The organism is Paraburkholderia sediminicola, assembly GCF_046027355.1.
Taxonomy (GTDB): domain Bacteria; phylum Pseudomonadota; class Gammaproteobacteria; order Burkholderiales; family Burkholderiaceae; genus Paraburkholderia; species Paraburkholderia sediminicola_B.
The window spans coordinates 190,356-203,159 of the sequence record NZ_JAQQEK010000011.1; the positions used below are offsets into that span (position 1 = coordinate 190,356).

Here is a 12,804-nt window from a genome sequence, read left to right on the forward strand (position 1 = left end):
ATATTTGAGATTTTGCTGTTAAATATGAGAAAAATTGAGCGAACGTCTGCCAATTCGTCATAAATTGTGTCGCTTCGTTTATGAGATTTCCCGAAACCTATAATCGCGCCGCAAAAAGGAGCGCGTCAGGTGGCGCGTTCGGGAACTCTAGGAAGCGAAGCGATGAGCATCAATGCAATTCAATTGATTCAGTCCGCCATCACGGACAGTGTGGTGCGACAGCTGGCCGGGCGCTTCGGCCTGCCGCCGGACGCGACTCAAAAGGTCCTGGCCACCACGGCTCCGGCGCTCGTCGCCGGCCTGATGCAAAAGGGCGCGACGCTTGACGGCGCGCGTTCGCTATTCGCTACGATCCTCTCGCCGGAGGTGAATGGCCATATCGCTGAACAACTGCCGCACCTGATCGGCAGCACGAACGGCGTGAGCCAACTGGAAACGGCCGGGCGGCAGTTGCTCGAACGAGCACTGGACCGCCGCGTCGATGCGCTGAGCGACGAAGTCGCCGCGCAGACCGGTGTGCCGGCGCATGCCACGCATGCCATGACCGGCATCGTCGGTGCGACCCTGCTCGGCGTGCTGAAGCGGCATTGTCTCGAAGGCCAGGGCAACGCCGGTCAGTTGCCGACGCTGCTGGGCCATCAACTGCCGCTCATTACGCCTTTCTTGAACGATCGCCTGATGGCCACGCTCGGCCTGAGCGGGCTCGGCGCGTTTTCCGGCAACATTCTGGCGCAGTTGAAGGCCGTTTCGGCGCATATCGATCATCCGACGCCCGCGGCCAAACCGGTGGCCGACGCGTTGTCGAACATCCATGTGCCCGCCGACGCTGTGGTGCGCGAAGAGCGCCGCTCGCACGGCTGGCTCTGGTGGCTGCTCGCGGCCGTCGCCATCGCCGCGGTACTGGCCTTGCTGTTTCTGAAGGGCTGCCTGGGCGAGCAGAGCGCTAACCGCGCTGCCGGGCACGTCAGTTCCGAAGCGGCGGTCGCCGCGCCGCCTGCTTCGGCGCCGGTCCAGGCTTCTGCAGCAGTGGCAGTGGCAGCGGCCAGCGATGCGGCAGCGTCCGCGGCGAGCGCTGCGGCGTCCGCCAGTGCCCCGAGTGGCGCAAGCGCCGCGCAGCAACCGGCCGCCGCACCCGCACCAACCAAGGACAGCCAGCTCAGCTTTACCGTCGACGCGGCCGGTAAGCCGACGCTCACGGCCACGGTCGGCAGCGAAGCCGAAAAAACGCAATTGATCGACGAACTGACGAGGCGCCTCGGTCAATACAACTTCGTCCCGAACATCACCGTCGATCTGGCCACCAAGCCGGCCGACTGGCTGGCCCATCTCGACGGCCTGCTGCCGCTGATGTCGCTGCCGGGCGCGGAAGTGAAAGTTGACGGCGCGCACATCGAACTCAGCGGCACCGCAGCGGACAAGAAGCTTGGCTGGCTCGACAAACTGAAATCGCTGTTCGGCACGTCGTATCAGATCGGTTCGTTCGACGTCGCGCATGCAGTCGCCGATGCCACCGAGAACTTCCGTAGCGCGATCAAAGGCCTGCTCGCGCCGGACAGTTCATGCGCGGTAGCCGACGTGGTCAAGGTGCTGAACCTGCAAGTGATCAACTTCGCGAGCGCAAGCGCGCATGTGCCGACCTCGGCGGTGGAAGATCTGAACCAGTCGGCGCGCGTGCTGAACGCCTGCGCAGGCAATGGCAAGACGGCGCGGCTGGAAGTGGCGGGCTATTCGGACAACGTTGGCGGCGAACAAGCCAATCTGCAATTGTCGAAGCAACGTGCCGAGGCGGTGCGCGCCTATCTCGTCAAGACGGGCGTGCCGGCTGATTCGCTGATCGCACAAGGCTACGGCCAGGTGCGTCCGGTCGCAAGCAACGACACGGCGAGCGGCCGCTTCGCCAATCGCCGCATCGAGTTCGTCGCACAACAGTAAGCACGGTCAGGAACAAGCGTGCGAGACATGCCGCCTGGTTCACGTCGGGCGGCATCGTGTCATTTGGCGGGCGGCGCCGGAAACGGCGTCGTGATGCCGGTCATGCCGATGCCCGGCCCGAGCATGAAATCGTCGCCGGCCTGGCCGGGCAGCGCCTCGCGGGCGACCTCGAGCCACGCGCGCGCGGCGTGCGACAGATAACCATTGCGGCGCCAGCCGATTGCCATTTCCCATGGAATCTCCGGTTCCACCACCGGCCGGCAGGTGAACTGCGCAGGGTCGAGCCGCCGGCAATACGGCGCCGGCAACAGCGCGATGCCGACACCGGCGAGCACCAGCGCCGCCATGAAATCCCAGTGCCCGCTGCGACCGACGATGGTCGGCGCAAAGCCGGCGGTACGGCACGCGTTCAGCACGACATCATTGAGAGCGAGACTTTCGCCGTAGAACACGAACGGCTCGTTGGCGAGTTGCGCGAGCGGCACTTCGTGAAGATCGTCCCAGCTAGAGCCGGTGCGCGCGACCAGCCACAGCAGTTGACGCGTCATGGGCAGCACGTCGATATTTTCCGGGTCGACCGGTTGCAACACGCCGCCTAATTCCAGCTCGCCGTTGATCAGCGCCGTCTCAATGGCGCGTGAACCCTGCTCGAACAGCTTCAGTTCGATCTTCGGATAGCGCTGGCGAAACATGGCGATGGCCGGCGTGAAGAGCGAACCGCCCATGGGCGGAATGCCGATGGTGAGCTCGCCGTGGCCGAGCGTGCCGAGATCGTTCAGTTCGGCCTGCAATTGCGCGTGCGCGGCCAGCACGTCCTGGCCGCGTTGGTAGACGATCCGGCCGGCATCCGTCAGCACCATCTGGCGCCCGTCGCGCAGCAACAGCGGTGAGCCGATTTCATCCTCCAGCGACTTGACCATCTTGCTGATGGTCGGCTGCGTGACGAACATCTGCTCGGCGGCGACGGTGAAACTTTGTTGACGCACCACTTCGACGAAATACCGCAGCGCACGTAGTTCCACGATCTCGGACTCCAGAATTCCAAATTGGAATGATCTGGACGATTGTAAGTCATGGTGTTTATGTTGAGTGCAGCCTATGGGACTGCGCGAACCGTCGGTGTCACTGTGGGCCGCGCGGTCGAAGTGTCCGCGTCGGTCGACTGCCGGTCCGACGACGCCGCATCCATTTCAAGATGGACCGGGCCGCAAGCGGATTAACATCGACGGATTTCCACCGTCGACCCGCCCATCGCGCCCGTTCATCATGACGCCTATTTCGATCATCATTCCCTGCTACAACGGCGCGACGACGCTCGCCCGCGCGCTGCAAAGTTGCCAGACTCAGCCTGAGGCCGCGCAGATCATCGTGGTGGACGACGGCTCGACGGATGCGTCCGCGGACATCGTGGCCCAAATCGGCCGCCTCGACGCGCGTGTGGGTCTGCTGCGAATGCCCTATAACGGCGGCGCGGCGCGAGCGCGCAACTGGGGCGCGCTGCATGCGTCGCACGACCTGATCGCCTTCCTCGACGCCGATGACGAATACCTGCCCGGCGCCCTTACCGCCGCGAGCGCGTTCCTCGCGCAAAACCCGAAGGAAGTGTCCGTGCGGCTCGACGTCGAGTACGCGGATTTTCCGTACGACCTCACGGCCCATCCCGACTTCGCCGCGCACGCTGCGACGCTCAGCAATACGGTGCCGAGCGGCCTGTTCATTCGCCGGGCCGTGTACCTTGCACTCGGCGGCTTTCCGATGGACGATGCGTTCCGCCGTATCGGCGGCGAGGACGGTGCGTTTTCGTGGGCGCTGCGCGAGATTTTCGGCAACAAGCGGCTGAACGACGTGAAGCGCGTGCGGATGCATTACCACGCGGGCATTCACGCCGAACGCTACTTTCGTATCGCACTCGGACTGCAGATTCCGGATCCCGCCGATGTCGCCGAAGCATTCCGCGTTTCCAGGCAGTTCCTCGACACCGCGCGCGCCGGCATCGCGCAATTGCGTACGGCCAACGTGACGGCCGACGCCGCCGCGTCGTAGGCGCGCGGCATCCATCGCGTCGGCTTTGCGCACACACGAAACACGAGAAAACACGCGCGCCCCGAAGCCATCTCGATTTGCTACAATCGCCGTTCGTCTCCGAGGAGCGTTGCGACGGGTACCGCGAATCAGCTTATTCGCCGGCCGCCCGCCAGGCTCGGAGACTTCAATCGGAGGGCTCGGATGCGCCTAGCGCTTTCCCATCCACCGCATCGAACCGCGCTCACGTCAAATTTCTAGTCAATTTCTTAGAAAGGAGGGCGTGATGAACGCCGCAGTTATCGATTCCAAAAATTCCCAGGATTTCGTTGTTGCCGACATGTCGCTTGCCGACTGGGGCCGCAAGGAACTCAACATTGCCGAGACGGAAATGCCCGGTCTCGTGCAAACGCGCGAAGAGTACAAGGCGCAGCAGCCGCTGAAGGGCGCGCGCATCGCAGGTTCGCTGCACATGACGATTCAGACCGGCGTGCTGATCGAGACGCTGACCGCTCTCGGCGCGGACGTGCGCTGGGCATCGTGCAATATCTTCTCGACGCAAGACCACGCTGCGGCCGCGATCGCCAAGGCCGGCACGCCGGTGTTCGCATTCAAGGGCGAATCGCTCGACGAGTACTGGGAATTCTCGCACCGCATTTTCGAATGGCCGAACGGCGAATTCGCCAACATGATCCTCGACGACGGCGGCGATGCCACGTTGCTGCTGATCCTTGGCTCGAAGGCGGAAAAAGACCGCTCGGTGATCTCGAAGCCGACCAACGAGGAAGAAGTCGCGCTGTACAAGTCGATCGAGCGTCATCTGGACGCCGACCCGACGTGGTACTCCACGCGCCTCGCGCATATCCAGGGCGTGACCGAAGAAACCACGACCGGCGTGCACCGTCTGTATCAGATGGAAAAAGAAAGCCGCCTGCCGTTCCCGGCGATCAACGTCAACGACTCGGTCACCAAGTCGAAGTTCGACAACCTGTACGGCTGCCGTGAGTCGTTGGTCGACGGTATCAAGCGCGCGACCGACGTGATGATCGCGGGCAAGATCGCCGTGGTGGCCGGTTACGGCGACGTGGGCAAGGGCTGCGCGCAATCGCTGCGCGGTCTGGGCGCGACCGTGTGGGTCACCGAAATCGATCCGATCTGCGCGCTGCAGGCGGCGATGGAAGGCTACCGCGTCGTGACGATGGAATATGCGGCGGACAAGGCCGACATCTTCGTGACGGCAACCGGCAACTATCACGTGATCGGCCACGACCACATGAAGGCGATGCGTCACAACGCGATCGTCTGCAACATCGGTCACTTCGACTCGGAAATCGACGTGGCGTCGACCCGTCAGTACGAGTGGGACAACATCAAGCCGCAAGTCGACCACATCATTTTCCCGGATGGCAAGCGCGTGATCCTGCTGGCAGAAGGCCGTCTCGTGAATCTGGGTTGCGCGACGGGCCACCCGTCGTTCGTGATGTCGAACTCGTTCACGAACCAGACGCTCGCGCAGATCGAACTGTTCACGCAAGGCAAGAAGTACGAGAACAAGGTGTACGTGCTGCCGAAGCATCTGGACGAGAAGGTCGCACGCCTGCATCTGGCGCGTATCGGCGCGAACCTGACCGTGCTGTCGGACGATCAGGCCGGCTACATCGGCGTCGACAAGAACGGTCCGTTCAAGCCGAACCACTACCGCTATTAAGCGCGCCGCGGGCGGTTTGACAGCATGACAGTTTGACGACAGGGCGGCGCATCATGCGCCGCTTTGTTCGCCATGCCCGCCTCCCGCTCCGTGTTCCGCGCTTTTTCCCGCTATCGGACATCCTGCCGAAGGAGCTCTACATGACCGTGCTGCTGACCTGGCTGATCAACGCGCTTGCGCTCCTGATCATCACCTACCTCGTTCCGTCGATTCATATCCGCAGTTTCGGCACCGCATTGATCGTCGCGGTGGTGCTCGGGTTGATCAACACGATCCTGCGGCCGCTGCTGATCCTGTTGACGCTGCCCGTCACGATTCTCACGCTCGGACTCTTCATTCTGGTGGTCAATGCGCTGTGCTTCTGGCTGTGCGCGTCGCTCCTGAAGGGCTTCGAAGTGTCGGGTTTCTGGTCGGCGTTCTTCGGCTCGATCCTGTACAGCATCGTTTCATGGCTGCTGTCCGCGCTTATTTTTGGCAACCGCAGTCTCGGTTGACCCACTGAATCATGAACCCGATCGAACTTTCATTCGAATTCTTCCCGCCGAAAACGCAGGAAGGCGTCGACAAGCTGCGCGCCACGCGCGCCCAGCTCGCCACGCTCAAGCCCAAGTTCGTGTCCGTCACGTTCGGCGCCGGCGGCTCGACGCAACAGGGCACGCTCGATACCGTCGTCGATATGGCGAAGGAAGGGCTCGAAGCGGCGCCGCACGTGTCGTGCATCGGCTCGTCGAAAGAGAGCCTGCGCGCGATCCTCAACGAATACCGCGCGCATGGCATCCGCCATATCGTCGCGCTGCGCGGCGATCTGCCGTCCGGCATGGGCGAGGTCGGCGAACTGCGCTATGCGTCGGAACTGGTGAGCTTCATCCGCGCCGAGTTTGGCGACTGGTTCTGGATCGAGGTGGCCGGCTACCCGGAATACCACCCGCAGTCGCGCTCGCCGCGTCACGATCTGGACAACTTCGCCCGCAAGGTGAAGGCCGGCGCCAATTCGGCGATCACGCAGTACTTCTTCAATGCGGACGCGTACTTCCGTTTCGTCGACGACGCGAGGAAGCTCGGCGTGGATGTGCCGATCGTGCCGGGCATCATGCCGATCACCAACTTCTCGCAACTGATGCGTTTCTCGGAGATGTGCGGGGCTGAAGTGCCGCGCTGGATCGCGCGCCGGCTGGAAAGCTTCGGCGACGACCGCGAGTCGATTCGCGCATTCGGGCTGGATGTGGTGACGGACCTGTGCGGGCGTCTGATCGACGCCAAAGTGCCGGGTCTGCACTTCTACACGCTGAACGGCGCCGCGGCGACCAAGACGATCTGCGAACGGTTGGGCGTTTAAGCTCGCATCACGTTGTCGAAGACGAAACCGCGCGGCGCATTCGGTCGCGCGGTTTTTTTTCGCGCTGCAAATGCCACGCGAGTGTAAGGAGAATGAAGCCGGACTGGGAATCCGACGCTCGCGCAACGGCCGCAACGACTGCTGCGTCGCAACAACCACGCCAGCCCGAGTGAAGCTTGCGGCGCGTAAGCCCGGATTGAACCCGATTTTTGTGCTGTCTATGATCAAAGCGCAGCTGACGTGGCTGCTGTGCGGAGAACGTGATGACGGTATCCAAGTTGCTGTTTGCAGTTCGCCAAACCTGTCTTCCGGCGCTGAGCGCCTGTGCGGTTCTGAGCGCCGGGCTTTCGCCCGCCGCCGCCGACGCAGCCAAGCTGCCCGACAAGACCCTCGTGTTCTGCTCCGAGGGCAGTCCGGCGGGCTTCGACAGTGCGCAATACACCACCAGCGTCGAGTTCAGCGCGGGATCGTACACGGTCTATAACCGCCTGATCGAGTTCGCGCACGGCAGCACGGATATCGAGCCGGGCCTCGCCGAAAAATGGGACGTCTCACCGGACGGGCTGACCTATACGTTTCATTTGCGCCACGGCGTGAAGTTCCAGACCACGGCGTTCTTCAAGCCTACGCGCGAATTCAACGCCGACGACGTCGTCTTCACGTACCAACGGATGCTCGATCCGGAACAGCCGTTCCGCAAGGCGTACTCGGTGCCGTTCCCATATTTCACCGATCTGGGCCTCGCCAAGAACATCGCGAAGGTCGAAGCGGTCGACCCGTACACGGTTAAATTCACGCTGAAGGAAGTCGACGCACCGTTTTTACAACAGATCGCGATGCCGTTCGCCTCGATTCTCTCGGCTGAATACGGCGATCAGTTATTGAAAGCGGGTAAAGCGTCGGATATCAATCAATATCCCGTCGGCACCGGCCCATTCATTTTCCGCAGCTATACGAAAGACGACACGATTCGCTTCGACGGTAATCCCGATTACTGGAAGCCGGGCGTCGTCAAAGTCGGCAAGCTGATATTCGCGATTACCGTCGATCCGGCCGTGCGCCTGCAGAAACTGAAACGCGGCGAGTGCCAGGTGATGTCGTATCCGCGTCCCGCCGATATTCCGACGGTGAAAACCGATGCGTCGCTCGTCATGCCGAACGAGGTGGGTTTCAACCTCGGCTATATCGCCTACAACACCACCAAGAAGCCGCTCGACAACGTGCTGGTGCGCCGCGCGCTCGATATGTCGATCAATAAAAAAGCGATTATCGAATCGGTGTATCAGGGCGCGGGCCAGACGGCAACCAACCCCATGCCGCCGACCCAGTGGGGCTACGACAAGAATCTGAAGGACGCCCCGTACGACACGGAGAAAGCCAAAGCGCTGCTGAAGCAGGCCGGTTATCCGGACGGCTTCGATTTGACGCTGTGGGCCATGCCGGTTCAACGGCCTTATAACCCGAACGCGCGGCTGATGGCGGAAATGCTGCAATCCGATTGGGCAAAAATCGGCGTCAAGGTGAAGATCGCCACGTATGAATGGGGCGAATATATTCGCCGCGGCCATGCCGGCGAGCATGAAGCCATGCTGATCGGCTGGACCGGCGATTATGGCGATCCGGATAACTGGCTTGGCGTTTTACTGGGTTGCGACGCGGTGAGCGGCAGTAACTTTTCCAAATGGTGCTACAAACCTTATGACGATCTGATCAAAAAGGGCCGTAGTACGACTGATCTGTCACAGCGCACCAGTGCCTATACTCAAGCGCAGGAGATTTTCAAGGATCAGGTCCCGTTCACGCCGATCGCCCACTCCACGGTGTACCAGCCGATCAGCAAGAACGTCACCGGCTTCAAGATCGACCCGTTCGGCCCGACGCAATTCATGAACGTGGGCCTGAAATAAGGCCCGGCAGGGCGTATTTTTGCCGAAGCGACCTTCTGGAGCCGCACGCTCCGGCCAGCGCCGGCGTGCGGCTGCTCTTATGCCCGAATGGTTTCCGATCGTCAACACAGGGAATTTCCTCCGCTTGGTGCTGTGAGCCAAGCTCAAGTAATATCGCGCTACGCCGGCGGGAGCCGGCCACGAACCTGGAGGAAACATGAAGCAAAACAATCTGTTGCGCGCCGCGCGTGTTACGACGCTCGTCGCAGCTGCAGCGGCATCGATGGTGGGCGCAAGTGTCGCGCGCGCCGAGATTCCGAATAAAACCCTGGTCTACTGCTCAGAAGGCAGCCCCGCGGGTTTCGATCCTGCCCAATACACCACGGGCACCGATTTCACGGCTAACACATTCACCGTCTACAACCGCCTCGTCGAATTCGAACGCGGCGGCACCAAGGTCGAACCGGGCCTCGCCGAAAAGTGGGATGTGTCCGCGGACGGCAAGACCTACACGTTCCATCTGCGTCATGGCGTGAAGTTCCAGACCACGTCGTTCTTCAAGCCGACGCGCGAATTCAATGCGGACGACGTCGTGTTCACGTTCCAGCGCATGCTGGATGCGAACTCGGCCTTTCATAAGGCTTACCCGGTCCAGTTCCCGTACTTCACGGACATGGGCCTCGACAAGCTGATCACGAGCGTCGAAAAGGTCGATCCGTACACGGTCAAGTTCACGCTGAAGGAAGTCAACGCGCCGTTCATCCAGAATCTGGCAATGGAATACGCGTCGATCCTCTCGGGTGAATACGGCGACCAGTTGATGAAAGCCGGCAAGGCCGCCGACATCAACCAGTTCCCGGTCGGCACGGGCCCGTTCATCTTCCGCAGCTACACGAAAGACGCGACGATCCGCTTCGACGGCAATCCGGACTACTGGAAGCCGAACACGGTGAAGATCTCGAAGCTGATCTTCTCGATCACGCCGGACGCCGGCGTGCGCGTGCAGAAGATCAAGCGCGACGAATGCCAGGTGATGAGCTATCCGCGTCCGGCCGACATCGCGCCGCTGAAGGCTGAGGCGAACATCGCGATGCCGTCGCAGCCGGGCTTCAACCTCGGCTACCTCGCGTACAACGTGACGCACAAGCCGGTCGACAAGGTCGAAGTGCGTCAGGCGCTCGACATGGCGATCAACAAGAAGGCGATCATCGACTCGGTGTACCAGGGCGCGGGCCAGGCTGCCACGAACCCGATGCCGCCGACCCAATGGTCGTACGACAAGAACCTGAAGAGCGCATCCTACGATTCGGAGAAGGCCAAGGCCTTGTTGGCGAAGGCTGGCTATCCGAACGGCTTCGACATCACGCTGTGGGCGATGCCGGTGCAACGCGCGTACAACCCGAACGCCCGTCTGATGGCGGAAATGATCCAGGCCGACTGGGCCAAGATCGGCGTGAAGGCGAAGATCGTCACGTATGAGTGGGGCGAGTACATCAAGCGCGCGCACGCAGGTGAGGACGACACGATGCTGATTGGCTGGACCGGCGACAACGGCGATCCGGACAACTGGCTCGGCACGCTGCTCGGCTGCGAAGCGGTGAACGGCAACAACTTCTCGAAGTGGTGCTATAAGCCGTTCGACGACCTGATCCAGAAGGGCCGCGTCACATCCGATCAGGGCGCGCGCACGACGGCTTACATGCAGGCGCAGCAGATCTTCGCGCAGCAACTGCCGTTCTCGCCGATCGCTCACTCCACGGTGTACCAGCCTGTCAGCAAGAAGGTGGTGGACATGCGCATCGAACCGCTCGGCTATGCGCGTTTCGACGGTGTCAGTATCAAGTAATTCGTCAAGCTAGTCGTAAAATTCGCGCAGTACGCTTTTCGCACGGTTAGAAAACTGGTCGAAATGGTCCGGCGACCGGGGTCACGAGCCCTCGTCGCCGGTTGCGTTTTTTCTTCACCAAGACCATAGGGACGAACCATGTTCCGCTTTGTTTTGCGCCGCATCGGCATGGTGATTCCGACCTTCATCGGCATCACGATCCTCGCGTTCGCGCTGATTCACCTGATACCGGGCGACCCCATCGAAGTGATGATGGGCGAGCGCGGCGTCGATCCCGCCATGCACGCCGCGGCGATGCACCGGCTCGGGCTCGACGAATCCCTGCCGATGCAGTACGTCCACTACATCGGACGCGCGCTGCACGGCGACCTCGGCACCTCGATCATCACCAACACCAGCGTGATGGGCGAATTCCTCGCACGCTTCCCTGCCACCGTCGAACTGTCGATCTGCGCGATGCTGTTCGCGCTGATCGTCGGCTTGCCGGCGGGCGTGTTCGCGGCTTTGAGGCGCGGCACGGTGGTCGATCACGGCGTGATGGGCACGGCGCTCACCGGCTACTCGATGCCGATCTTCTGGTGGGGCTTGATCCTCATCATGGTGTTCTCCGTGAAGCTCGGCTGGACGCCGGTGTCCGGCCGCATCGCGGTCGAATACGACATTCCGCACGTGACCGGCTTCATGCTGATCGACGCGATGATGTCCACCGACGAAGGCGCGTTCAAATCCGCGCTGAGCCATCTGATCCTGCCGGCTATCGTGCTCGGCACGATTCCGCTGGCGGTCGTCGCGCGCATGACGCGTTCGTCGATGCTCGAAGTGCTGCGCGAGGACTACATCCGCACCGCGCGCGCGAAGGGCTTGTCGCCGGGGCGCGTGATCGTCGTGCATGCGTTGCGCAATGCGCTGATTCCGGTGGTGACGGTGATCGGTCTGCAGGTCGGCACGCTGCTCGCAGGCGCGGTGCTGACCGAGACGCTGTTTTCGTGGCCGGGTATCGGCAAGTGGCTGATCGACGCGATCGGCCGGCGCGACTATCCGGTGGTGCAGGGCGGTATCCTGATGATCGCCACGCTGGTGATCGTCGTGAACCTCGTCGTCGATTTGTTGTACGGCGTGCTGAATCCGCGCATCCGCCATACGAGGTAAGCTGATCATGGCAGACATACAAAATACAGTCCCCCAGTCGGTCACTCCTCCGAGTGGCCGCGCTATCGCCGCCCGTGAGTTCTGGGCGAATTTCTCGCGTAACCGTGGCGCGGTCAGCGCCGGCGTCATCGTGCTCGTGCTGATCTTCATCGCGATCTTCGCACCGTTGATCGCGCCGCACAGTCCGATCGAGCAGTACCGCGACTTCGTGAAGATTCCGCCCGCCTGGCTCGAGGGCGGCAACTGGAAGTTCATTCTCGGCACCGACGAAGCGGGCCGCGACATCCTCTCGCGTCTGATGTACGGCGCGCGGCTGTCGTTCTGGATCGGCTTCGTCTCGGTGGTGCTCGCGTTGATTCCGGGCGTCGTGCTCGGTCTGATCGCGGCTTTCTTCGAGAAGTGGGCCGACACGCCGATCATGCGCATCATGGACGTGCTGCTCGCGTTGCCGTCGCTGCTGCTCGCCGTCGCGGTCGTGGCGATCATCGGTCCGGGTCTCGTCAATACGATGCTGGCGATCGCGATCGTCGCCTTGCCGGGCTACGTGCGTTTGACGCGCGCGTCGGCGCAGGGCGAGTTGCAGAAAGAGTATGTGACGGCTTCGCGCGTGGCGGGTGCCGGCACCTTGCGTCTGATGTTCTCGCAAGTGCTGCCGAACTGCACCGCGCCGCTGATCGTGCAGGCCACGTTGGGCTTCTCGTCGGCGATTCTCGACGCCGCGGCACTCGGCTTTCTCGGCCTCGGCGTGCAACCGCCGTCGGCGGAGTGGGGCGCGATGCTGGCCTCGGCGCGCGATTACATCGACAGCGCCTGGTGGATCGTCACCATGCCGGGTCTGTCCATCCTGATCTCGGTGCTCGCGGTCAATCTGCTCGGCGACGGGCTGCGCGACGCACTCGATCCCAAACTGAAAAGGATGGCCTGA

10 protein-coding genes and 1 riboswitch are annotated in these 12,804 nt (G+C 62.2%); of the genes, 9 read left to right on the plus strand and 1 reads right to left on the minus strand.

The window, feature by feature from the left end; all coding sequences use genetic code 11:
* The first annotated feature begins 162 nt into the window (after nt 1-162).
* Nucleotides 163-1,932, plus strand: coding sequence for an OmpA family protein (locus tag PQR42_RS20555; protein ID WP_408384029.1), 1,770 nt, complete (start codon nt 163-165; stop codon nt 1,930-1,932).
* 59 nt (nt 1,933-1,991) lie between these two features.
* On the opposite strand, the gene PQR42_RS20560 is transcribed toward PQR42_RS20555, so the two are convergent.
* Nucleotides 1,992-2,954, minus strand: coding sequence for a LysR family transcriptional regulator (locus PQR42_RS20560; protein WP_408207246.1), 963 nt, complete (start codon nt 2,952-2,954; stop codon nt 1,992-1,994).
* A gap of 244 nt (nt 2,955-3,198) precedes the next feature.
* On the opposite strand from PQR42_RS20560, the gene PQR42_RS20565 reads away from it, so the two are divergent.
* The 8 genes from PQR42_RS20565 to PQR42_RS20600 all read left to right on the plus strand — a co-directional run bounded on the left by PQR42_RS20565 (nt 3,199) and on the right by PQR42_RS20600 (nt 12,804).
* Entirely contained in the window at nt 3,199-3,975 is a 777-nt protein-coding gene (locus tag PQR42_RS20565; protein ID WP_408384031.1) for a glycosyltransferase family 2 protein, read from the plus strand.
* Nucleotides 3,976-4,070: 95 nt separating this feature from the next.
* Nucleotides 4,071-4,207: riboswitch (S-adenosyl-L-homocysteine riboswitch) on the plus strand.
* A 33-nt stretch (nt 4,208-4,240) separates the two neighbouring features.
* A complete protein-coding gene (gene ahcY / locus PQR42_RS20570) occupies nt 4,241-5,662 on the plus strand; it encodes an adenosylhomocysteinase (RefSeq protein WP_408384033.1) in 1,422 nt (473 codons plus the stop codon).
* A gap of 140 nt (nt 5,663-5,802) precedes the next feature.
* Nucleotides 5,803-6,156: a phage holin family protein gene (locus PQR42_RS20575; protein ID WP_132376630.1), complete on the plus strand. Its 354-nt coding sequence runs from the start codon at nt 5,803-5,805 to the stop codon at nt 6,154-6,156.
* An 11-nt stretch (nt 6,157-6,167) separates the two neighbouring features.
* Nucleotides 6,168-6,998 carry a methylenetetrahydrofolate reductase [NAD(P)H] gene (gene metF, locus PQR42_RS20580; RefSeq protein ID WP_408384035.1) on the plus strand — a complete coding sequence of 277 codons (831 nt, stop codon included), beginning with the start codon at nt 6,168-6,170 and terminating at the stop codon, nt 6,996-6,998.
* A gap of 263 nt (nt 6,999-7,261) precedes the next feature.
* Nucleotides 7,262-8,905: an ABC transporter substrate-binding protein gene (locus PQR42_RS20585; RefSeq protein ID WP_408207253.1), complete on the plus strand. Its 1,644-nt coding sequence runs from the start codon at nt 7,262-7,264 to the stop codon at nt 8,903-8,905.
* A 196-nt stretch (nt 8,906-9,101) separates the two neighbouring features.
* Nucleotides 9,102-10,730, plus strand: a complete 1,629-nt coding sequence (locus PQR42_RS20590; protein WP_408207255.1) for an ABC transporter substrate-binding protein — start codon at nt 9,102-9,104, stop codon at nt 10,728-10,730.
* 138 nt (nt 10,731-10,868) lie between these two features.
* Nucleotides 10,869-11,879, plus strand: coding sequence for an ABC transporter permease subunit (locus PQR42_RS20595; protein ID WP_091798153.1), 1,011 nt, complete (start codon nt 10,869-10,871; stop codon nt 11,877-11,879).
* Nucleotides 11,880-11,886: 7 nt separating this feature from the next.
* A complete protein-coding gene (locus tag PQR42_RS20600) occupies nt 11,887-12,804 on the plus strand; it encodes an ABC transporter permease subunit (RefSeq protein WP_408207257.1) in 918 nt (305 codons plus the stop codon).